At 59.8% G+C, this 20,403-nt stretch carries 22 protein-coding genes; 12 read left to right on the forward strand and 10 right to left on the reverse strand.

Features of this window, described 5'->3' with window-relative positions; genetic code table 11:
- Window positions 1-8: 8 nt before the first annotated feature.
- Window positions 9-938 (forward strand): ABC transporter substrate-binding protein, encoded by a 930-nt coding sequence (locus C1N84_RS21280; protein ID WP_059009262.1) that lies wholly within the window; start codon window positions 9-11, stop codon window positions 936-938.
- A gap of 185 nt (window positions 939-1,123) precedes the next feature.
- Window positions 1,124-1,591 carry a hypothetical protein gene (locus C1N84_RS21285; protein ID WP_058759022.1) on the forward strand — a complete coding sequence of 156 codons (468 nt, stop codon included), beginning with the start codon at window positions 1,124-1,126 and terminating at the stop codon, window positions 1,589-1,591.
- Between the two features lie 77 nt (window positions 1,592-1,668).
- Here C1N84_RS21285 and C1N84_RS21290 read toward each other — a convergent pair whose 3' ends face one another.
- From C1N84_RS21290 to C1N84_RS21300, 3 genes are all read right to left on the reverse strand, one after another.
- The gene (locus C1N84_RS21290; protein ID WP_021508926.1) at window positions 1,669-1,968 is read right to left on the reverse strand and encodes a helix-turn-helix domain-containing protein; all 300 of its coding nucleotides are present in this window, start codon (window positions 1,966-1,968) and stop codon (window positions 1,669-1,671) included.
- Window positions 1,952-2,323 (reverse strand): type II toxin-antitoxin system RelE/ParE family toxin, encoded by a 372-nt coding sequence (locus tag C1N84_RS21295; protein WP_021508927.1) that lies wholly within the window; start codon window positions 2,321-2,323, stop codon window positions 1,952-1,954. Before C1N84_RS21295 ends, C1N84_RS21290 begins: the two co-directional genes overlap by 17 nt.
- A gap of 494 nt (window positions 2,324-2,817) precedes the next feature.
- Window positions 2,818-3,735 (reverse strand): LysR family transcriptional regulator, encoded by a 918-nt coding sequence (locus tag C1N84_RS21300; protein WP_058759023.1) that lies wholly within the window; start codon window positions 3,733-3,735, stop codon window positions 2,818-2,820.
- Between the two features lie 136 nt (window positions 3,736-3,871).
- Between C1N84_RS21300 and C1N84_RS21305 the strand changes: the two genes are divergently transcribed.
- Together C1N84_RS21305 and C1N84_RS21310 are read left to right on the forward strand one after the other, a co-directional pair.
- Window positions 3,872-4,873 (forward strand): zinc-binding alcohol dehydrogenase family protein, encoded by a 1,002-nt coding sequence (locus C1N84_RS21305; RefSeq protein WP_394541858.1) that lies wholly within the window; start codon window positions 3,872-3,874, stop codon window positions 4,871-4,873.
- A gap of 104 nt (window positions 4,874-4,977) precedes the next feature.
- The gene (locus C1N84_RS21310; protein WP_021508932.1) at window positions 4,978-5,631 is read left to right on the forward strand and encodes an oxygen-insensitive NAD(P)H-dependent nitroreductase NfsB; all 654 of its coding nucleotides are present in this window, start codon (window positions 4,978-4,980) and stop codon (window positions 5,629-5,631) included.
- Between the two features lie 37 nt (window positions 5,632-5,668).
- Here the strand turns inward: C1N84_RS21310 and C1N84_RS21315 are convergent, their stop codons facing one another.
- Window positions 5,669-7,048 carry a heavy metal sensor histidine kinase gene (locus C1N84_RS21315; RefSeq protein WP_394541859.1) on the reverse strand — a complete coding sequence of 460 codons (1,380 nt, stop codon included), beginning with the start codon at window positions 7,046-7,048 and terminating at the stop codon, window positions 5,669-5,671.
- A complete protein-coding gene (locus C1N84_RS21320; RefSeq protein WP_021508934.1) occupies window positions 7,045-7,719 on the reverse strand; it encodes a heavy metal response regulator transcription factor in 675 nt (224 codons plus the stop codon). The genes C1N84_RS21315 and C1N84_RS21320 overlap by 4 nt, the downstream gene beginning before the upstream one ends.
- A 267-nt stretch (window positions 7,720-7,986) precedes the next feature.
- On the opposite strand from C1N84_RS21320, the gene C1N84_RS21325 reads away from it, so the two are divergent.
- Together C1N84_RS21325 and C1N84_RS21330 are read left to right on the forward strand one after the other, a co-directional pair.
- Window positions 7,987-8,757 carry a transporter substrate-binding domain-containing protein gene (locus C1N84_RS21325; RefSeq protein ID WP_264251844.1) on the forward strand — a complete coding sequence of 257 codons (771 nt, stop codon included), beginning with the start codon at window positions 7,987-7,989 and terminating at the stop codon, window positions 8,755-8,757.
- A 38-nt stretch (window positions 8,758-8,795) separates the two neighbouring features.
- The gene (locus C1N84_RS21330; protein WP_264251843.1) at window positions 8,796-9,878 is read left to right on the forward strand and encodes a M14 family metallopeptidase; all 1,083 of its coding nucleotides are present in this window, start codon (window positions 8,796-8,798) and stop codon (window positions 9,876-9,878) included.
- On the opposite strand, the gene C1N84_RS21335 is transcribed toward C1N84_RS21330, so the two are convergent.
- Window positions 9,863-10,633: a 2OG-Fe(II) oxygenase gene (locus C1N84_RS21335; RefSeq protein ID WP_260640974.1), complete on the reverse strand. Its 771-nt coding sequence runs from the start codon at window positions 10,631-10,633 to the stop codon at window positions 9,863-9,865. The two genes, C1N84_RS21330 and C1N84_RS21335, sit on opposite strands and share 16 nt — an antisense overlap.
- A 97-nt stretch (window positions 10,634-10,730) precedes the next feature.
- On the opposite strand from C1N84_RS21335, the gene C1N84_RS21340 reads away from it, so the two are divergent.
- The 4 genes from C1N84_RS21340 to C1N84_RS21355 all read left to right on the forward strand — a co-directional run bounded on the left by C1N84_RS21340 (window position 10,731) and on the right by C1N84_RS21355 (window position 14,346).
- The gene (locus C1N84_RS21340) at window positions 10,731-11,630 is read left to right on the forward strand and encodes a LysR substrate-binding domain-containing protein (protein WP_394541860.1); all 900 of its coding nucleotides are present in this window, start codon (window positions 10,731-10,733) and stop codon (window positions 11,628-11,630) included.
- Window positions 11,631-11,722: 92 nt separating this feature from the next.
- On the forward strand, window positions 11,723-13,018 hold the full coding sequence (locus tag C1N84_RS21345) for an SLC13 family permease (RefSeq protein WP_394541861.1): 1,296 nt from the start codon (window positions 11,723-11,725) through the stop codon (window positions 13,016-13,018).
- Between the two features lie 27 nt (window positions 13,019-13,045).
- Window positions 13,046-13,903, forward strand: coding sequence for an AraC family transcriptional regulator (locus C1N84_RS21350; protein WP_058781077.1), 858 nt, complete (start codon window positions 13,046-13,048; stop codon window positions 13,901-13,903).
- Window positions 13,904-13,938: 35 nt separating this feature from the next.
- Window positions 13,939-14,346 carry a DUF2000 family protein gene (locus C1N84_RS21355; protein ID WP_104093399.1) on the forward strand — a complete coding sequence of 136 codons (408 nt, stop codon included), beginning with the start codon at window positions 13,939-13,941 and terminating at the stop codon, window positions 14,344-14,346.
- Here the strand turns inward: C1N84_RS21355 and C1N84_RS21360 are convergent.
- The gene (locus C1N84_RS21360; RefSeq protein WP_348879392.1) at window positions 14,321-15,682 is read right to left on the reverse strand and encodes an amidase; all 1,362 of its coding nucleotides are present in this window, start codon (window positions 15,680-15,682) and stop codon (window positions 14,321-14,323) included. The genes C1N84_RS21355 and C1N84_RS21360 overlap by 26 nt on opposite strands.
- Window positions 15,683-15,685: 3 nt before the next feature.
- Window positions 15,686-16,507 carry an MBL fold metallo-hydrolase gene (locus tag C1N84_RS21365; protein WP_264444133.1) on the reverse strand — a complete coding sequence of 274 codons (822 nt, stop codon included), beginning with the start codon at window positions 16,505-16,507 and terminating at the stop codon, window positions 15,686-15,688.
- A gap of 79 nt (window positions 16,508-16,586) precedes the next feature.
- On the opposite strand from C1N84_RS21365, the gene C1N84_RS21370 reads away from it, so the two are divergent.
- Window positions 16,587-17,516, forward strand: coding sequence for a LysR family transcriptional regulator (locus C1N84_RS21370; protein WP_264444131.1), 930 nt, complete (start codon window positions 16,587-16,589; stop codon window positions 17,514-17,516).
- 5 nt (window positions 17,517-17,521) lie between these two features.
- On the opposite strand, the gene C1N84_RS21375 is transcribed toward C1N84_RS21370, so the two are convergent.
- Window positions 17,522-18,214, reverse strand: coding sequence for an SDR family NAD(P)-dependent oxidoreductase (locus C1N84_RS21375; protein WP_394541862.1), 693 nt, complete (start codon window positions 18,212-18,214; stop codon window positions 17,522-17,524).
- Window positions 18,215-18,345: 131 nt separating this feature from the next.
- Between C1N84_RS21375 and C1N84_RS21380 the strand changes: the two genes are divergently transcribed.
- Window positions 18,346-19,248 carry a LysR family transcriptional regulator gene (locus tag C1N84_RS21380; protein WP_394541863.1) on the forward strand — a complete coding sequence of 301 codons (903 nt, stop codon included), beginning with the start codon at window positions 18,346-18,348 and terminating at the stop codon, window positions 19,246-19,248.
- 1 nt (window position 19,249) lies between these two features.
- On the opposite strand, the gene C1N84_RS21385 is transcribed toward C1N84_RS21380, so the two are convergent.
- Window positions 19,250-20,284 (reverse strand): LacI family DNA-binding transcriptional regulator, encoded by a 1,035-nt coding sequence (locus tag C1N84_RS21385; RefSeq protein WP_394541864.1) that lies wholly within the window; start codon window positions 20,282-20,284, stop codon window positions 19,250-19,252.
- Between the last annotated feature and the right edge of the window lie 119 nt (window positions 20,285-20,403).

Here is a 20,403-nt window from a genome sequence, read left to right on the forward strand (position 1 = left end):
GAACTTGAGTGAATAGACTTCTTCGTGCCATCGCTTCGTTACTGCTGCTGGCCACCATCAACGCGCAGGCAGCCGAAAAGGTGCGGCTGCTGCTCGACTGGTTCATTAACCCTAACCACGCGGCGATCTTTGCCGCTCAGTACAGCGGGGCGTTTAAACAGCAGGGGCTGGATGTCGAGATGATCGCACCGGCGGATTCCGCGTCGGTACCGCTGTTGCTGGCGGCAGGCAAGGCGGATCTGGCGATTAGCTATCAGCCACAGCTCTATACGCTGGTGGACAAGCAGGTGCCGGTAATCCGGGTTGGCACGCTTATTAACCAGCCGCTGAACACCCTGACAGCCGTATCGGGCGATATCCACAGTATTAAAGATTTCGCCGGTAAATCGATTGGCTATGCGATTCCCGGCGCGGAAGATGTGGCTATCCGCAACATGCTGAAATCGCAGGGCGTCGACGTTAACAGCGTGAAGCTGGTAAATCTGAATATGGACGCCGTCTCCGCGCTGCTGACGCATAAAATTGACGGCGCGCTGACCATCTTCCGTAACTACGAGCTGCTGGATTTGCAGGACAAAGGCGCAAAGCCGGTGTCGTTTAAACCGGAAGATTACGGCGTGCCGGCCTACGATGAGTTGATCATTCTGGCCAACAGCAACACAGCGGCAAACGATCCTCGCATCCCGGCATTTCTGCGTGGGCTGGATGCGGGCATCGCCTGGCTGCGCGCTCATCCGCAACAAGCGTGGCAGGCGTTCATTAAGCGTTATCCTGAACTGGATACGCCACTCAATCATCAGGCCTGGCAGGCGACGCTGCCTTATTTTGCAACGCACAGTGCGGAATTCAATCAGGCGCGTTATCAGGCATTTGGTGAATATATGAAAGCCAACGGGCTGATCACCACCGTGGCGCCGCTGGCGCGCTATTCACTGTAATTCGTCCGCTTGCGCCGTTTTCCCTGGCCGGGAGAACGGCGCGCGTTGACATTGCGTGCGGCCGGGGGACAAACGGAGACCCGCATCCCCGGTTTTCGGAAAATACTGGATTTCTGTGACTGTTATCACTGCGCGGGTAACGCTAAAATAAATACTTCTCATTTAGCAGAAGGTTTTTCGTCACGATGTTTTCGCGTTTCACACTGGCCACGTTAACGGCCACACTCCTGCTCACCGGCTGCGCGCGTCATGCTGCCAGCGACAGCAGCGCTGATGCTGCCGCCGCAGAAGCCCCGGCTACTGCTTCCGCTCCGGTCGAAAACAACGACAGCGCTTCGCCGTTTGCCAGCGGACCGACCGTCATCAATGTCTCCCATCTGGTGACGCGCACCGACGATGGCTCATCCGTGTACGTGACGGTGGATGGGCAGGAAGCCGGACTGCTGCAAAAGGGCGAGAGTAAAGAGCTCCGCGTTCCGGCCGGTAAACACCAGATTGGCGGCTACGTGCAAACACTGTTTGGTTTTGGCAAAGTGACCATTCCTGCGGTCGATGTCACCACAGACACCAATGGCCCGAAAAACGTGGTCTATTCCGTTACGCGGCAAAAACCGCAGTTCAGCGAAAGCGCTGCCACGCCAAACAACTCCTGATTGACTGTGGTGCGGGCCAGATGTCGGCACCGTTGATCGGAGTCCGGGGCAGGGCGTTATGCGCTCTGCCTGAACGGTCAGATAATTAAGTCGACATGCTGGCCACCCGGCATCTTTACACCCAGCGTCAGCTCTCCACCCAGCGCCTCAATGTAGCGCTTCAGCGTGGAAATTTTTAACTCTGCGCCACGCGCTTCCATCGCCGCCACAGATGACTGGGCAATGTGCATGGCCTGCGCTTGCTGACGCTGAGTCCGCTGCATCTGCTCACGTAATTGGTAAAGCTGGTATTCAAGACGCATCTGGCTGACGCGTTCATCGACCTGATGTTGCTGTTCGGGCGTCAGCGCCGCCAGCATCTCATCCAAGGTTTTCATTATGAGTTTCCCCGATTGCGTTCAGATGATGATGGTATTCGGTTTCGGCAATGCGAAGCATCTGCTGATAGAAACGCTTCTGATTTTTACCCTGTTTGTTGCCGGCACACAGCACAATCGCATGGCGGCGCGGATCGAAAACAAAAAAGCTGCGGATGGGACGACCTTTACTTTGCACGCGTAGCTCTTTCATATTGGGCACCCGCGATAACATCAGGGTATCAACGAAAGGGCGGCCGAGGTGCGGACCGTACTGCGCCAGAAGCTTCATGGCGGCAAGCACATCGAGACGCAACGCTTCATCCTGAGCCTGCAACCATTTCCAAAACCGATCTGTTGCTTCAACCTGCCACACGATGCCATCCTTGATAGTCTGTAGTCTATTTTATCGTCTGCAGTCTATCAAGGCTCGCGGATTAAAAAATCCGTGACGGGGAATTTATCTCATCTTTCGAATCTGGCTCGCAAAAACAGCGGTAAAGCGCAATAAGCCATCAGTGCATCAACGCATACACGACATCAATCGCGTTGATGACCAGGAAGAACAGGATAATGTGGGTGAGGGCATTAACGGACATCGCTTTGGGTTGAGACATCATCAGTCCTGAATAATTAACGTGAATACAGTGAAGTAACGTTAAATATTACCTGTTAAGAATAAGATTACTATGCTGTGCCACGGTTATCAGAGGTGCCGGACGGCTGCGTTTTCATGCGCGGGTTCAGAAGACACCACATTTCATCCGCTTGCGGCCGCGCGTCCTTAATTTTAAAGATAAATCGCAGGGGCATTCGCCTGATGGCTGGCCCGGATTGCGTGGCTAATGGCGTCGAGGCGCAGCGGTGAGATTAAATCGCCGGTAAGATTTGCGCCGTCAGAGTGCGTAAATGTTCACGCAGTAATTGATGTAAAGCGCGAATCGCCGGCGAGAATTGTTTGCGATGCGGGCAGATTAAATGCAGCGGCGTGCTTTCACCTGGCAGCTGCGGCAGCACCCGTTCCAGCCGGCCGTGTCTGATATCATCGCAGACATCAAGCCAGGATTTATAAGCAATCCCCATTCCGGCAATCGCCCAGCGGCGCGCCACTTCAGCGTCGTCGCACAGCAGCCGGCTTTTCACCGTAATCTGTCGCCGCATCCCTTCCTGCGGGAAGGTCCATTTATCATACACGTGGCCGCCCATGACAAACGGCAGACAGTGATGCTGTGCCAGATCCTCGAGTTTTTCCGGACGGCCATGTCGATCGAGATAATCGGGTGCGGCGACCATCACACGGCGGTTTTCTTCCGCCAGCGGTAGCGCGACATAGCTGCTGTCCTCCAGCTTACCGTAGCGAATGGCGATATCCACCGGATCGCGGAACACGTCACTCACCTGATCGGAAAACGAGAGACGCAGCCCGAGCGCCGGATGCGCCCGGCAAAACTCTGTCAGCAGCGGCAGAATAATATGACGGCCGATGTCAGACGGCAGAGCGATTTTCAGCTCGCCGCTCAGGGCATCGTCGTGGCTTTGCAGGCTTTCTGCACCGGCGTGCATTAGCGCCAGCATCTCCTGCGCGAACGGCAGATACTTTTCGCCTTCCGCCGTTAAACGCAGGCTGCGCGTCGATCGCGCAAACAGACGGCGATCGAGATCGCGCTCCAGCCGCTGAATGGCGGCGCTGACCTGACCGGGCAGCAGGTTGGCTTCGCGCGCTGCGCGGGAAAAACTGCCCAGCGCGGCAGAGCGCACAAACAGGGTGACATCTTCTAAACGAATCATCGACGTTCTCGCCATTATCGGGATTTTCACTCTACGAGTGAAAGTGTTGTCCTGCAACAGGCATTTTTCCCGGCGCGATGTCTGGCTATGCTGCTGTCAACACCCTGAAAATATTCACTCACCTGGAGCCTGTTGCATGAAAGCGATTGTTTATAGCCAAAACGGTTTACCGATTTCAGATGAAAATGCGTTGTATGAACTGGACGTGGCGAAACCGCAGCCAGGCGCACGCGATCTGCTGGTGAAAATCAGTGCGATTGCGGTTAACCCGGTTGATACCAAAGTGCGTGCTGGCGCCCCGACGGTCACGCCGCGCATTCTCGGCTGGGATGCGGTGGGCGTGGTCGAGGCGGTGGGCAGCGATGTCACGCTGTTTCAGCCCGGCGATGAAGTTTACTACGCTGGCGACATCACGCGCGCTGGCAGCTATGCCGAGTACGGACTGGTGGATGAACGCATCGCCGGACTCAAGCCGCGCACGCTGAGCGACGCCGATGCCGCCGCGCTGCCGCTGACGTCACTTACTGCGTGGGAACTGCTGTTCGATCGCCTGGAAATTGATGCTGCCGACGAAGGCACATTGCTGATCATCGGCGCGGGCGGCGGCGTGGGTTCGATGCTGACGCAGCTGGCGCGCAAACTGACCCGACTGACGGTCATTGGTACCGCCTCTCGCCCGGAAACCGCCGACTGGGTGCGCTCGCTGGGTGCCCATCATGTTATCGATCATCAGCGTCCGCTGGGTGAGCAGCTGGCAGCGATTGGCCATAAAGAGGTGCGCTACGTGGCCTCACTGACCCATACCGACAGCTACTATCCGCAGTTGATCGATGTGCTGGCTCCGCAGGGCAAACTGGCGCTGATTGACGATCCGGAAACACTGGATGCGGTACCGCTGAAGCGCAAAGCCATCTCGCTGCACTGGGAACTGATGTTTACCCGCTCGCTGTTCCATACCGCCGATATGCAGCGCCAGCATCAGATTCTGCAGCAGGTGAGTCAGCTGATTGACGATCAAACCCTGCAGACCACCGCTGGCGAGCATCACGGCAGCATCAGCGCGGCCAACCTGCGTAAAGCGCATGCGTTGATTGAGAGCGGTCGCGCACGCGGCAAGATTGTCCTCAGCGGCTTTTAAGTCATTAAAACACGTAAAGTTAACCGTCCGTCAGCCCGGGCGGTTATGGTAGCGACTTTGCTATTTATCTGCGCTCTGGCGCAATCTTCAATCAGGAGACTCTCATGACCCTTAATGATGCGGTTGCCCGCCGTCACACCGTAAAAGCTTTCTCTGCGGGCAAAACGCTGCCGCAGCAGGAGATCGACACGCTGCTTAACCTGCTGCGCAACAGCCCGTCATCGGTTAACTCGCAGCCGTGGCACTTTGTTGTCGCATCGACTGCAGAAGGGCGGGAAAAGATGGCGCAATCCACCAGCGGCGCGTTCATTTACAACAACCCTAAAGTGCTGAACGCCTCACACGTGATTGCGCTGTGCATGCGCACCGATCTGGATGAAGCGCACCTGCAAAATGTGCTGGCGCAGGAAGAAAAAGACGGGCGTTTTGCCAAACCCGAAGCCAAAGCCGGGCAGGATAAGAGCCGCCGCAGCTACGTGGATATGCACCGTTATGAGCTGCGCGACGTGCCGCAGTGGATGGAGAAACAGGTCTATCTGGCGCTGGGCGGACTGTTACTGGGCGCCGCGATGCTCGGCATTGATGCCACCCCGATGGAAGGCTTTGATGCGCGCGCACTTGACCAGGCGCTGGGCCTGCGTGAACAGGGCTTTACCAGCGTGGTGCTGGTTTCGCTTGGCTATCGCAGTGAGGAAGATTTCAACGCCACGCTGCCGAAATCGCGTCTGTCGCAGGACGAAATTTTCACGTTTATCTAAGGGACTTAACCAGGTGCGCACCTGCGCACCTGCGCGCTTAACGTGGGAACCGCAGGCAGAAACGGGTAATGCCGTGTTCGCTGCTCACCGTGCAACTGCCCTGATGCAGTTGCATGATCCCGCGCACGATCGACAGACCCAGTCCGCTGCCGCCGTGCTGGCGTGACGCATCGGCGCGCCAGAAGCGGTCAAACAGGCGTGCCTGCTGCGCCTGACTTAGCGTCGGCCCCTGATTTTCCACCACCAAAAGCACGGCGTCTGGCTGCGTGATGCTGGAGACGTGAATGGTGCCGTCGCGCGTGCCGTAATGCAGCGCGTTAGCGATTAGATTAGCCAGCGCGCGCTGTAACAACTGCGGATCGGCGTGCAACTCGCCGTGAAGCGAGATGACAAGCTGCATGCCATGCTCTTCCGCCATGCCCTCAAAATAGTCACTCAACCGCTCACCCAGCGGGGTCAGATCGATGCATTGCCTGTCCAGCGCCTGGCTGGCGTCTGCGGCTTTGGCGAGAAACAGCATGTTATCAATCATCTTCGCCAGCCGCTCCAGCTCCGCATAATTGGAACCCAGCAGCGTTTGATACTCGCTGACGCTGCGCGGCTGGTTCAGCGCCACTTCCGTCTGACCAAGCAACGTGCCAATCGGCGTGCGAAGATCGTGTGCCATGTCCGCTGAGACCTGGCTAAGTTGCTGATAACCCTGCTCCAGCCGGCTCAGCATCTGGTTGAGCGCCGCCAGCAGCGGTTGCAGCTCGCCTGGCGCGCTGGTCAGTTCAATGCGATGCGACAGCCGCCGCACGTCGATCACCCCGGCTTCCGCTGCCAGCCGGCGCAGCGGCGTCAGGCCGCGGCGCACCAGCAGCACACTGATCGCGGCGACCAGCAGCGCCGCCAGCGCGGTGCACAGAATAATCTGGTGGCGATAGCCGGTGAGGGTCTGCGTGCGGTCGCTCATCAGGCGACCGGTGATGATTTCGATCTGGCCGCTGCCATCACGCGTTGGCGTCAACGCGGCGGCGGCGATAAACGGCGTGCCGTCCGCCGCCTGCTGATGGTGGACTGATTGCAGGGTTAACGGCTGATCGGCGGCGACCGGCGTAATGGCTGGCACCGGACGCCCGCCGGGATTGATCACGATCAGCGGCGGCTGGCCGGGAAAGCGCAGCACCAGCAACGATTCGGTATTGCCCAGCATGTTGGCGAACAGTCGCGGCTTCTGCTGAATCAGTGTCAGCGCATCTTCATCGCGCAGCAGCGTGCGCATTTGATCGATGCGCGTCAGCAGGGCTGCGTCATCGCGCACGCCGATCTGCTTCGCCAGTGCGTGATACAGCGCCATGCCGCTGAGTGTAAAAATGACCACCACCGTAGCACTGAGCAGTAGCGAAAGGCGGACGGCGAGCGAGCGGGGTTTCATGTTTCAGCTTCGCAGCGATAACCGACACCGTGCACGGTATGAATTAATGGTCGGGTAAAAGGGCCGTCAATTTTCTGCCGCAGCCGTTTTACCGCCACATCCACTACGTTGGTGTCGCTGTCAAAATTCATATCCCAGACGCGCGACGCAATCACCGTGCGCGTCAGTACCTCGCCGGGATGCAGCAGAAACAGATGCAGCAGATTGAACTCTTTGTTGGTCAGGTCGATGCGCTGTCCGGCGCGCTCGACCCGGCGACGGGCAATATCCAGCTGCAGATCGGCCAGCGTCAGGATGTCGGGCAGCTTCTGCTGGCTACCGCGCCGCAATTGAGTGCGCACGCGCGCCAGCAGTTCGGCGAAGGAGAAGGGCTTGACCAGATAGTCATCGGCACCCAGTTCCAGCCCTTTAATGCGATCTTCCACCGTGCCTTTGGCGGTGAGGAAAATCACCGGCGTTTGTAATTGCTTATCCAGCTGCGCCATCACCTCCCAGCCATTGATGCCGGGCATCATCACATCCAGCAGAATCAGATCGTAATGGTGCTCCTGCGCATAAAACAGGCCATCCTGACCGTTTTCAGCCACGTCGACGATAAAACCGGCCTCGGTCAATCCTTTGCGCATGTAATCACGCGCCCCGGCTTCATCTTCTATCACCAATATTTTCATGCGCTCTCCCGGCAGTGGCGGCCGCTTGCTGATGGCGGGCAGTATAACGCGGGTTAGCATAGAAAACCGAGGCTGACAGCGGCATGAGCCCCTGATGACAAAATCATGACAGAGCGTTAAGTAAAACTTAATGGCGCGACAAATTTCGCTAACTCATTAACATATATAAGAATTTGCTCTGCATTTTTGCGCGCTTTTGATGGTGGCGTCAGCGGCATCGTGTTATTACAAGGTTAAAACCTGTGAGATAGCCTGCCGGAGAGCATCATGAAAAAGCGTTGGTCTTTTGCCTTACTGTTGTCACTCAGCGCCCTCAGCCAACTGGCTGCGGCGCAGCAGACGCTGCGTTTTGGCGTCGATCCCACTTTTCCACCGTTCGAATCCAAAGCCAGCGATGGCTCGCTGCAGGGTTTTGATATTGATCTGGGCAATGCCATCTGTGCGCAGGCCAAAGTGAAATGTCAGTGGGTGCAGATTGGCTTTGATGGCAGCATTCCGGCGCTGCAGGCGAAGAAATTTGACGCCATTCTGTCGGCGATGTCGATGACGGAGAAGCGCCGCGAGCAGGTAGCGTTCAGCGACATGCTGTACATCACGCCCAGCGCGCTGCTGACACCTGCCAACAGCACGCTGACGGCGGATATCAGCACGCTGCGCGGGAAGAATATCGGCGTCGCGCAGGGCACCATCCAGGAAACCTACGCCAAAACGAAGTGGGCACCGCAGGGCGTCAACGTGGTCTCGTATCCGAATCAGATGGAGATCTACCCGGATCTGGTAGCGGGTCGACTCGATGCCAGCCTGGCGAATGCGGTTTCGGCCGAGCAGGGCTTTCTCAACACGCCGGAAGGCAAGGGTTATGTCAATAAAGCCACGCTGGTGGATAAAGCATTATTGGGCAACGGCGTGGGTATCGGGCTGCGTAAAGGCGATACGGCCAATCTTACTTTAATTAACGATGCGCTGGCCGCGCTGCACAGCAACGGCACCTACGACCGGCTGGCGCAGAAGTACTTTAAAGTTAAGGTTTACCCCTAATCGTAGGGCGATTTGCCTTCGTCACGCACAGGAAAATCATGTCTTTACTCCCTGATTATACCCAGCAGCGGGCGCGATTCCTGGCCGCCGTCACGCGCCAGCACAGCGCGCTGACTGCCTATCGCCATCCGCTGACCGCGCCTGACGGGGCCGCGCTGTACACCGACGTCGCGGTGATCGGCGATCCGGCGGCTCCCAAACGCATGCTGATTCTCTCCGGCACACACGGTGTGGAAGGCTATTACGGTTCAGACAGCCAGATCGCCTGGCTTGATAGCCTTGATGTCGCCGCGTTACCGCCCGACTGCGCCCTTGTGCTGGTCCATCTGCTGAATCCGTGGGGCGCTGCGCATCTGCGGCGCGTCAATGAAGACAATATCGATCTCAACCGGAATTTCATCGATTTCAGCCAGCCCGCACCCGCTAATCCGCACTATGCGCTATGGCACGATCTGTACCACGGCGACCGCGCACATGCCGATCGGCTGCTGGCGGAGACGCTGCAGCAGTCAGGCTGGCCGGCGCTAAAACGGGTGGTGGAAGCGGGCCAATATCAGGCAGCAGATGGCCTGTTTTATGGCGGGCAGCAGCCGGCCTGGTCGCACCGCACGCTGCACGCCATTGTCGAACAGCATCTGCGTCAGGCGCAGGTCATCCTGAGTTTCGACCTGCACACCGGTGCCGGCGCGTGGGGCCATCCGATGCTGCTGGCGATTGCTGAACAGCGCTATCCGGCGCATGACTGGGGGAAGTCGTTATACGATGAGTGGCTGACGCTGCTGTTTACCGGCGCCGGGCGCGACAGCGACACCGGCGTGACCGCCACGGCAACGGGCTATGTCTCGCAGTTTCTGCTGACGTCGCTGCCTGACACGCAGCTGCTGCCATTGGTGGTGGAGTGTGGCACTTATCCGGGTGAGGAGATGCACCGCCGGGTGCGCGACGATCACTGGCTGCATCTGAAGGGCGATCCGGCAAGCCACGCCGGACGCGCGCTGAAGCAGCAGCTGGTGGAGGGGTTCTGGCCCGCCGATGAGGACTGGCGCGCCTTAACTGCGTTTCGTACCCGGCAGATTTTCCTGCGCGGCTGGCGCGCGCTGGTGGCTTACAACCGGCCGTAAAAGGTCATGCGCGCGGTTTCGGACAACGCGATACCGGGCTGGGTGTTGTAGGCCAGCACCGCCAGCATACGCGTGACATCGCCTTCGGTGGGCGTCACGCGGTGCAGCGAATTGCGCCCGCGAAACAGCACCAGGTCACCGGCATCAATCTCCAGCGCCTCGACCGGCTGGCGCTGATCGAGCACGGCGGCGACGCCGTCGTAATTCATCTCGCCGGCATCCGCATCGCGCAAATCTTTCACATACTCAAATACACCGCCGCCGCGCGGTTTTTGCACCAGCAGCGTGATGGCGAAAGAGGAGTTGTCAAAATGCCAGCCGAGTTCCTGGCCGTCAGGTGCGTAATGCAGATTTATGGACGACAGCGGGTCGGCATATGGATACAGCGCGTCTTCGTCCAGCACATCACAAAGAAAGCGTTTAAACAGTTCGTCATTGTACAGCTGACGCAGCGGCGATTCCGCCGCAATCACATCGTCGGTAATGCAGCCTTTGGTGCTGATCACGTCACGGTTGCGTGGATGATCGGCACGGTACGCCTCGTCCGGCTTCAGCAGATAGACGTTGTGCTTGCTGACGGTGTGGTAAGCCAGATGGCGCTGGGCCAGCCCGTCAGCCACGATCGACTGCAGCGCAGCCGGTTGCAAAAACTGACGCAGCACCAGCGCGCCGTGTTGCTCCAGCTGCTGGCGACAGTGCCGACGCCAGTCGGCGTCGGCCAGTGGGTGCAAATCAAATCGAATCAAAGCAGACATCGCGGTGGTTCTCTGAGTTGGCAGGAGTAGAGACTGTAACGGCCTGATATGTTGATGCCTAACGATAAATATTTAACGCCTTGCTAAGGAAACCTTAATGCCTGCACCCGTGTCGCGTTTGCCGAAAATCAGCGTGATTCAGTCGTTCAAAGTGGCGGCGGAACTTGGTAGCCTGGCGAAAGCCGCCGCACAGCTGGCGCTGACGCCGGCTGCCGTCAGCCAGCAAATTCGTCAGCTGGAAGCGCAGCTGGGCAGCGCACTGTTTGTGCGTACCCAGAGCGGCGTGATGCTGACGGAAACCGGCAAAGAGTATCTGCGCTACGTTAGTGAAGCGTTCGACATTCTGCATCTGGGGCAGCAAAATTTGCGCCATGCGGCCAGCATGCCAAAGCTGACGCTCTATTCATTGCCGGCGCTGGCATCGAAATGGCTGCTGCCGAATATCACCGCCTGGCGGGCTCACTGTCCGGGCTGCGATCTCAGCCTGCACGGCACTCATGCGCCGGTGGATTTCAGCGCCACACCGGCAGATTTTGTCATCTGCTTTGGTGAGGATCGCTACCCGCAACTCGACAAGCAACGGCTGTTCTGTGACGAGGTGCTGCCGGTCGCCAGTCCGGCGCTGATACAGCGTTACCCGGGCGAATCGTTGCTCAGCCAGGCGCCGTTGATCCATCTGGACTGGGGCAATGAGGGACGCTTTCTGCCCGACTGGCGCAGCTGGTTTCAGGCCAAAGGCAGTATGGAGCCGGCGGCCCAGCCAGCATTCAGTTTTAATCTCACTTCACTGGCGATCGACGCGGCGGTAGCAGGGGCCGGTGTGCTGCTGGGGCAGCGTCGCCTGATTGCCGGCGAACTGGCGCGCGGCGCGCTACAGGTGGTGGATCCGCTCAGCCTGCCGCTGAGCAAACCCTATTTCCTCGCCTGGCCACAGCGCTCCCGCAGTCAGCCTGGCAGCGAGGCGCTGATTCAGTGGCTAACGCAGCTGGCGAGTTAACAAACTGTTAACTGCCGCAGCGTTCTGCGACAGGGATTGCCCTATGCTGATGCGCTTTGTGCGCAGTTGCGAAGAAAGGGAGTTCAGGCACGATGATTGATACCTCATTCTGGCTGACCACGCTGGTGGTCAGCATCACAATTTTGCTGTGGGCGCTGGCGCGGTTGCCGGAATACCTTACCGCGCTGCTGTTTTTTGCGGCGGCGATGCTGCTGTCGATAGCGCCAGCCAGCAGCGTATTCAGCGGTTTTGCCTCCTCAGCGTTCTGGCTGGTGCTGAGCGGTTTTGTGCTGGGCGCGGCGATCCGCAAAGTGGGCCTTGCCCAACGCTGGGCCAACTGGCTGGTGGTGCCGTTCAGCCAGAGCTGGCCGCGGATGGTGGCGGGCACGGTGCTGCTGAGTTATCTGCTGGCGCTGGTGATGCCGTCGAACATGGGACGCATCGCGCTGCTGATGCCGGTGGTGCTGGCGCTGGGCGAGCGGGCCGGTATCCGGCCGGGCAGTCGCGGCAGCATTGGGCTGGCGCTGGCGGTGGGCTTCGGCACCTTTCAACTCTCTGCCAGTATTCTGCCCGCCAACGTACCAAACCTGGTGCTGAGCGGCGCGGCGGAAAGCGCGTACCAGCTGCATTTGCAATGGCTGCCGTGGTGGCTGCTGCACATGCCGGTGGTGGGGCTGGGCAAAGGTATTCTGCTGGTTGCCTGCATTACGCTGCTGTTCCGCGCTCAGCCGCAGCCGGTGGCAACGCGGGAAGCATTGCCGGCGCTAAGCGGGCGCGAATGGCGGCTGATTGCCTTACTGGCCGTCACTCTACTGTTGTGGATGACCGACAGCCTGCACGACTTATCCGCTGCGTGGGTCGGGCTGGCCGCGGCGTGTCTGTGTTTGTTACCGCGCGTGGGCTTTCTTTCGGGCGACGATTTTGACAGCGGCGTCAATTTCCGCACCTGCATCTATATCGCCGGCATTCTCGGCGTCGCCACGGTGGTGGTGGACTCTGGCCTGGGGCGGCTCATCGCCAATGCACTGCTTCACCTGCTGCCGCTGCATGACTCGCCGTCATTCAGTAATTTTGCCGTGCTCAATGCGCTGGTGACGCTGCTGAATTTTGTGCTCACCGCCAACGGCGTGCCGGCGATGGTCACGCCGATGGCGCAGGAGCTGGCTGCCGCTTCGGGCTTTCCGCTACTGAGCGTGGTGATGCTGCAGGTTTTTGCCTACGCCACCCCGCTGCTGCCATATCAGGCGTCGCCCATCGTGGTGGCAATGGGGCTGGGGAATGTGCCTGCCAGAGCCGGTCTGCAGCTGTGCCTGCTGGTGTTTGTGCTGAGCGCGCTGCTGCTGTTACCGCTGGATTATCTGTGGTTCCGGCTGCTAGGCTATGCCTGATACGCCGTCAGAGGTCACGAATTCGCTATGTCAGCTACTAACGATTGGGTAGATTTCCGTCGTGATGAGGAGACGGGCATCGAAAGTGTTAACGCGCACTTCTGCGGCCACGCTTACGATCCGCACGACCACGACGAATTGCTGGTCGGCGTGACGCAGCAGGGGCTGCAGCGCTTTAACTGTCACCGCGCGCTGCACACCAGCACGCCGGGCCGCGCTATTCTGATTGAGCCGGGCGCGGTACACGATGGTCACGCGCCCGATGCCGCCGGTTTTACCTATGTGATGCTTTATCTGCCACAACCCTGGGTGGCGGAGATGATGCAGCGCCGCGGGCTGGGCGATGTGGCGAATATTCAGGGGGCGTTTCGCTCCACGCTCACCGATGATGCGCAGCTGGCCAGTGCGATTCAGCAGGCATGGTTTGCGGTGCATCAGCGGGAAGGGCGACTGGCGCGCGATCAGAGCCTGGATCATCTGCTCACACTGCTTTCCCGGCATCTGGAAAATAAACCCGGCGTGCAGCTCAGTGACGCTCAGCGGCAGATGCATCTGCTGCGTGACTATCTGCACGATTTTATGGCGCAGGATATCGGGCTGGATGATCTGTCGCGCCTGTCCGGCATCGATCGTTTCCGCCTGACGCGCCAGTTTAAGCAGACGTTTGGCCAGTCGCCGCACGCTTATCTGGTACGGCTGCGGCTGCGTAGCGCGCGTGCGCTGCTGGCACAGGGCGTTGAGCCAGTGCAGGTCGCAGCGCAGGTGGGCTTTGCCGACCAAAGCCACCTTGGCCGCTGGTTCCAGCGCGCTTATCGTCTGACACCCGCCGCCTATCAGCGCCAGTGCACAAACGTTCTATACCGCTCTCTGCCGGCTATCCGATGATGGGATTTTTAATCCTCACCGGAGAGTTCTGACAGATGTTTGATACCAAAATTGCCCTGATCGTACGCGATGATTTAGCCACCTGGCAGCGCCTGAATGTGGTGGCTTTTCTGGCGACCGGCATTGCGGCAGCCGCGCCGGAGATGATGGGTGAACCCTACGTCGACGCGCTCGGCCGTCAGTACGGCAACATAGCCGGCCAGCCGATGCTGGTGTTTGCCGCCGATTTAGCTGGCCTGCAACGGGCGCATCGCCAGGGCGTGGAGCGCGAATTAACGCTGATTCCTTACGTCGAAGCGATGTTTTCCACCGGCCACGATGCCGCCAACCGCGCGGTGTTTCTGGCCGAAGACGCCGATAATCTCAACCTGGTGGGCATCGCGCTGCGCGGCCCGAAAAAGGCGGTGGATAAAGCCATCAAAGGGCTGGCGCTGCATGGTTGAACGGCGGGTGCGCCTGTTCAATCTGTTCTGCCGCCATTAACAGCACATCTTCCCGGTCGCGCAACGCCAGAAGCTCCAGGCCGATGGGTAACCCTTCCGTACTCAGGCCGACCGGAATGCTGATTGCCGGTGCGCCGGTAACGGCTGAAATCAGCGCGTTGCTGCCAGGCTGTAACTCGCCATGCTTCACCGGCGGATGGCGGACTACCGGATAAGCGAGCAGGTCGATCTGCTGCTGCTGAAAAAACTGCGCCAGCTGCTGATACAGCCTCTGCTGGCGCAGCTGCACCTCGCGATAGCCGTCACTCTGCATGCCGGGATGCTGCGCGCGGGTTTTGAAGGTGGCCTCCAGCTGGGGATGATAGCGTCCTGACGCGGCAATCGCCGCCAGCGTGCGCAGCGGTGCCTGCGGTTTATCCGCCAGCCAGGCGGCCAGCGCGTCAGCAAATTCATAGGCAATAATATTGGCTTCCGTCGCCAGCGTCTCCAGCTCAGGCCAGCTCAGCATGCGCGGCTGAAACGGTGCCACAGCATCCTGCACCGCCTGGTTAATCTCCGTTTCCTCTGCGGCAAATCCTTCCTGCCAGATGCCGATGCGCAACGGCCGGTCGGGACGGGAAAAACGCTGGCCCGTGAGTATTTCACTGATCAGCCGCAAATCAGCCGCGTAGCGCACCAGCGGTCCGGGGATATCCTGGGTAGGCGACAGCGGCACGATGCCAGCGCTGCTCAGTGCACCGCGCGTCATACGTAAGCCGAACAGGCCATTAAACGCGGCCGGAATGCGCACCGAACCGGCGGTATCACTGCCTATCGCCAGCGGCACGAAGCCTGCGGCCACCGCCACGGCTGAACCGCTGCTTGAACCTCCCGGAGAACGGCCTTGCTGCCAGGCATTATGGGTGAAGCCACTCAGCGACGACGCGCCGGTGATGCCTGCTGCCAGTTCATGCATGGTGGTTTTGCCGATGAGGATTGCGCCAGCCTGACGCAGAGCCGTAACCAGCGGTGCATCCTCGCTGGCAATCACATCGCGCAGCAGCGCCGAACCGGCACTGGTCGGCCAGCCTTTGACTTCAATGTTGTCTTTAATCAGCAGCGGAATACCGGCCAGTGGGCCAACTGGCGCATTCTGCTGCCGTGCGGCATCGCTGGCAGCGGCCGCAGCCAGCGCGTCATCGGCAAACAGCCAGCTGATGGCGTTGTAGCGCGGCTGATCCACGTCAGCAATGCGCTGCAGCGCAAACATGGTGAGCTGGCGTGCGCTCACCCGGCGCTGGGCCAGCGCCTGTTGCATATCTCCCAGCGATGCGGTGAGGTAATCAGCGTATTGCATGGTTCAGGCCTCCACAGGAATCCATTGCCGCTCTGGCGAAACCCGGCCGCACGAACTGCCGGCAAAGTGTGAGCTGCACCAGAGTGCCTGATGGCTAATGCACCAGTCTATCAGTAACTGACGTGACGTTACGGCGCGTGGTAAATCCTCACAAAAAACTGAGTTCCATTGCGGATGTGCAAACTGAACTGGATGATGCATCACATCACCGCTAAATACCGCGTGGGCACCGGCGCTTTGCAGCACAATTGAAGCGTGGTCGACGCTGTGGCCCTGCGTCGGCATATAGCGCAGCACACCGGCAAACAGCGGGGAGTGCTGCACATCAATAGTTTCCAGCTGGCCGCTCGCCAGCAGCGGCGCAAGGCTATCGTGATACAGAGCCTGCATCGACGGCGTGCTGCGGCACTGTGCCAGTTCACGCGCTGAACAGATGTAACGCGCATGACGAAACATCGGCTGCCAGCGGCCAGCGCGCCAGCAGGTATTCCAGCCGACGTGATCGGTGTGGATATGCGTCATCAGCACCAGCGTCACTTTATCAGGGTCGACGCCCGCTTCGGCCAGACGTTGCGGCCACGCGGTTTGCAGCTGGTGAAACAGCGGCTTGTTATCGCGGTTACGGCCATTGCCCGTTGCGGTATCAATCACGATGGTGTCGCGAGCGGTGCGCACCACCCAGCTATGGATGGATAGCTCTGCCAGCTGCTGTGCCAGCGTGTCGCTCATCGTCTCGCGGTGTGCCGGAAACAGCGCAGCGAAGGGGAGTGAGCTGGTCTGCTCGATCACTTTATCAATGCTGCATTCACCTATGTGCAGGGTCATATTGCCTCCTAAAGCGTGGTGCCTGTTACTGCAGGTCACTATACTGAGGGCTGTTTCATTATTTAAATCGATTAAAATCATGAAAAGCATCAATGAAAATGATTTCAGCAAAATCGACCTTAACTTATTGATTGTGCTGCTGGTCATGTATGACGTGCGCAGCGTAACTCAGGCGGCAAACCGGCTTTATCTGGGGCAGCCGGCGGTCAGCGCGGCATTAAAAAGACTGCGGGCAATGTTTGACGATGCGCTGTTCGTGCGTTCCTCGCAAGGCATGATGCCCACGCCGCGCGCAGAGCAGCTGGTGCGGCAGATCGCACCGCTACTGCAGAGCGTCCATCGCGTTATTTTCACTGCCGATCGCTTTGATGCCGCGCACGATAGCCGCAGTTTTACGCTCGGCATGAGCGACTGGCTCGAGCACTGGCTGATGCCCGATTTACTGCTGCAGCTGGCCGACTCGGCTCCGAATATTGATATCCGGGTGGTGGCTGCCGATCCGTGGCAGGCCATTCCGCTGATGGAGTCGCAGCAGGCTGACGTGGTGGTGACCGTCGGAGAGGAAACCAGCCGCGATCTTACGCGGGAGCACATTGCGCGCGCCGGCTTCCGCACGGTATGGCATCGCGGACAAATTGACCTTGCGCCACCGCTGACGCTGGCGCAGTTCGTGCAGTATCAGCATGCGCTGGTCTCCTATCGCGGCGTGAGTGAAAGTGCGCTGGACGCCGCGTTAGCCCGCGAGGGGCTGACGCGCCGCGTGCGTTATGTCACGCCGCACTTCTCGGTGTTACCGCTAATGTTGCAGCGTCTGCCGCTGTTCGCGACCGTTCCGCAGGGACTGGTGCAGGCATGGCAACAGCGCTATGCGCTGAGTACGGCGGCGGTGCCGATCGGCATGCCGGATTATGCGCTTTCGCTGCTGTGGCATAACGCCCGGGCCGAAGACCCGGCGCACCGCTGGCTGCGCGCCACGCTGCGTCAGCTGATCGAACGCAAGCTGGCGTGAAATGCTTACCACGGCACTACGCGGCCGAGGTAATCGAGATAGTGCAGGCCGCCGCGTCCGGTCTGGCTTTCCACCGTGTTGAGCAGATTTGGGATGCTCTCCTCAATGCTCAGTCGCGCCCCGGCGCCACCCATGTCGGTGCGCACCCAGCCGGGGGCCAGCAGCAGTAGCGTGCGTGCATCGTCGTGACGCGCGGCGAAGCTGCGCATAAACATATTCAGCGCCGCTTTGCTGCCGCGATACACCTCGTAGTTGCCATGGGTGTTGTTGGTGAGACTGCCCTGGCCGGAGGACATCACCGCCAGCGTGCCGCGCGCGCTGACGTTGTTTCTGAAGGTTTCCAGCACGCGCAGCGGGCTCAGCGCGTTGGTTACCATTACGCGAATAAACTCTTCCGTCGACACATCGGCAAGGGTTTCGCGATCGTCATTTTTCACGCCCGCGTTGACCAGCAGCAGATCGAACTGCTGGCCGCTTAGCCGCAGATGCATGGCGTTGACCTCTGCTGGCACGGTGATGTCCACGCTCTCCACCTTCAGCTGCTGCGGGTAGCGCTGCGCCAGCTGTTGCAGCGCGTGAAGGGAGTGCTGGCGGCCGGTCGCCACCACCTGATAGCCACGCTGCAGCATATTCTCCGCCAGCGCGAAGCCGAGGCCGCGCGAAGCACCAATTAATAAAGCACGGGAAGCCTTGTTCATAACCCTCTCCTGGTTTTGGGGTGAGTGAAAAGTCTACCCTTGCATGACAACAGGCGGAACGCGCAGCATCTGCATAGATAACCTGCAGCAAACGCCTTGCCAGATGGCGCTCAATCGATAAGGATGATGCGATGAATACCGTCGATTTGAATTTACTCCCTGCGCTGGATGCGCTGCTCAGTGAAGGCAGCGTAGTGGGCGCTGCGCGTCGCCTGGGGCTGAGCGAGTCAGCGATGAGCCGCACGCTGGGGCGACTGCGTGCTGCCACCGGCGATGTGCTACTGGTGCGCGCCGGGCGCGCGATGGTGCTGACGCCACACGCCGAAGCGCTGCGCAGCCAGGTGCATGCCACTTTGCGGGACACGCAGGCGCTGCTGAGTCCACCCGCGCAACGCTTTGCTGCCGCCGAGCTGCAGCGCCACTTCACGCTGCGTACCAACGAAGGTTTTGTCGAAGCGTTTGGCAGCGCGCTGATCGCCGCAGTCCGCGCACAGGCGCCCGGCGTGCAGCTGCGCTTCATGCCGAAAGCAGAGAAAAATGATCGACCGCTGCGCAGCGGCGACGTTGATCTGGAGATTGGCGTACTGGGCAATATGGGACCGGAGATTCGGCTGCAGGCGCTGTTTCGCGATCGCTTCGTCGGCGTGGTGCGCGCCGGGCATCCGTTACTCGCGGACGTGACGTTGGCGCAGCTGGCCGCATATGGTCACATCGTGGCGTCAAGGCGCGGTGAGCTGGGCGGGCCGGTGCATGAGGCGCTGCTCGCCGCCGGTTTTACCCGCCAGGTGGCGGCCGTGGTACCCGCTTTTTCCACTGCCGTCGCGCTCACGCTGCACAGCGACTGGCTGGCGCTGGTGCCGCATACGCTGTGCCTGCACCATCCGCTAATCAAAGATAATCCGGCGTTTGCGATGTTTGAATTACCGTTTGCCACGCCAGAGGTGACAGTGTCACAGCTATGGCATCCGCGGCTGGAGCAGGATGCCGCACACCGCTGGTTGCGTGACACGGTACGGCAGGTATGCCGCGCTTAGATCAGCCGCCGCGCACCGATCCGCGCCATATCACATCAGCCTGATACAGTAGCGTGTCGTGCTGCTGCTCACTCTGCGGCGTAAAACCACTCTCCGCCTGCTCGGTCTGCGTTAGCCACGCGATGGCGTCGCGGGCAAAGCACTCCACCGGCTGGGCGAAGGTGGTGAGATTGTAAGAGGACCAGCCAGCCTGCGCGATGTTGTCGTAGCCGATCAGGCACAAATCCTCCGGCACGCGCAGCTGGAAACGGTGGCGCGCTTCATCCATGAAACCGCAGGCCATCAGATCGGTGACGCAGAACACTGCGTCCGGGCGCTGATGACGCGTCAACAGGCGATGCGCCAGAATCTGACCGCTCTCATACGAGGTGGTGCCGAATCGCTCCACGCTGACCGTCAGTCCGGCGCGCTCCGCCACGGCGATAAACGCCGCTTCACGTTTGATCAGGCTCGGCGTACCGGCCAGCGAATTGGCGAACGCCAGCTGACGGCAGCCGGCGCGCTGAAACGCCATCACCGCCGTTTCGGCCGCCGCCTGAGCGTCGAGGTTGATGCTGAGCGAGCCCGGCAGCGCTTCGTCGCGGTTGATCAGGATGATGCGCTGACCGTGCTGATAGCACTGGCGGGTGATGGTGCGATCCGGCATGCCGGAAAGGATGATGGAGGCATCGGCGCGAAAATTGATCGCCTGCAGCAGCGCGGCGGAGACGCTGTTGTCGGAACGATCGGTATTTATCAGCATCGCCACTTTACCCGCTTCCTGTAAAAACTGGGTCAGCCAGCGCACCAGCGTGGCGCGGTAAGGCGTGGCGATTTCAGAGACAATCAGGCAGACGATGCCGCTGCGGTTGCGCACCAGCCCGCGCGCCAGGTGGTTAACGTGGTAGCCCAGCTCCTGCGCCGCTTTCATCACCCGGGCACGCGTGGCTGCAGAAACGCTGGCACCGGGCGTAAAGGCGCGCGACACCGCCGAGCGCGACACGCCCGCCCGATCCGCCACATCCTGTGCGCTCACCCCGGCTTTGTCATTCTGCATCTTCAACTCCTCACAATTACGGCTGAAAAGCAGTCTGCCGTAAATTGCAAAGCTGTGCAATTTGTCTGCGATCACATTTGTTGCATTTTTGTGACACAGCCTGTCAATTGCAGATTGCG

The organism is Pantoea sp. SGAir0418 (assembly GCF_043529865.1).

Coding starts and splice junctions, on each gene's coding strand:
- C1N84_RS21285 (WP_058759022.1), top strand. CDS start 1,124: ATGTTTTCGCGTTTCACACTGGCCACGTTAACGGCCACACTCCTGCTC.
- C1N84_RS21290 (WP_021508926.1), bottom strand. CDS start 1,968: ATGAAAACCTTGGATGAGATGCTGGCGGCGCTGACGCCCGAACAGCAA.
- C1N84_RS21300 (WP_058759023.1), bottom strand. CDS start 3,735: ATGATTCGTTTAGAAGATGTCACCCTGTTTGTGCGCTCTGCCGCGCTG.
- C1N84_RS21305 (WP_394541858.1), top strand. CDS start 3,872: ATGAAAGCGATTGTTTATAGCCAAAACGGTTTACCGATTTCAGATGAA.
- C1N84_RS21310 (WP_021508932.1), top strand. CDS start 4,978: ATGACCCTTAATGATGCGGTTGCCCGCCGTCACACCGTAAAAGCTTTC.
- C1N84_RS21315 (WP_394541859.1), bottom strand. CDS start 7,048: ATGAAACCCCGCTCGCTCGCCGTCCGCCTTTCGCTACTGCTCAGTGCT.
- C1N84_RS21320 (WP_021508934.1), bottom strand. CDS start 7,719: ATGAAAATATTGGTGATAGAAGATGAAGCCGGGGCGCGTGATTACATG.
- C1N84_RS21325 (WP_264251844.1), top strand. CDS start 7,987: ATGAAAAAGCGTTGGTCTTTTGCCTTACTGTTGTCACTCAGCGCCCTC.
- C1N84_RS21330 (WP_264251843.1), top strand. CDS start 8,796: ATGTCTTTACTCCCTGATTATACCCAGCAGCGGGCGCGATTCCTGGCC.
- C1N84_RS21335 (WP_260640974.1), bottom strand. CDS start 10,633: ATGTCTGCTTTGATTCGATTTGATTTGCACCCACTGGCCGACGCCGAC.
- C1N84_RS21340 (WP_394541860.1), top strand. CDS start 10,731: ATGCCTGCACCCGTGTCGCGTTTGCCGAAAATCAGCGTGATTCAGTCG.
- C1N84_RS21345 (WP_394541861.1), top strand. CDS start 11,723: ATGATTGATACCTCATTCTGGCTGACCACGCTGGTGGTCAGCATCACA.
- C1N84_RS21350 (WP_058781077.1), top strand. CDS start 13,046: ATGTCAGCTACTAACGATTGGGTAGATTTCCGTCGTGATGAGGAGACG.
- C1N84_RS21355 (WP_104093399.1), top strand. CDS start 13,939: ATGTTTGATACCAAAATTGCCCTGATCGTACGCGATGATTTAGCCACC.
- C1N84_RS21360 (WP_348879392.1), bottom strand. CDS start 15,682: ATGCAATACGCTGATTACCTCACCGCATCGCTGGGAGATATGCAACAG.
- C1N84_RS21365 (WP_264444133.1), bottom strand. CDS start 16,507: ATGACCCTGCACATAGGTGAATGCAGCATTGATAAAGTGATCGAGCAG.
- C1N84_RS21370 (WP_264444131.1), top strand. CDS start 16,587: ATGAAAAGCATCAATGAAAATGATTTCAGCAAAATCGACCTTAACTTA.
- C1N84_RS21375 (WP_394541862.1), bottom strand. CDS start 18,214: ATGAACAAGGCTTCCCGTGCTTTATTAATTGGTGCTTCGCGCGGCCTC.
- C1N84_RS21380 (WP_394541863.1), top strand. CDS start 18,346: ATGAATACCGTCGATTTGAATTTACTCCCTGCGCTGGATGCGCTGCTC.
- C1N84_RS21385 (WP_394541864.1), bottom strand. CDS start 20,284: ATGCAGAATGACAAAGCCGGGGTGAGCGCACAGGATGTGGCGGATCGG.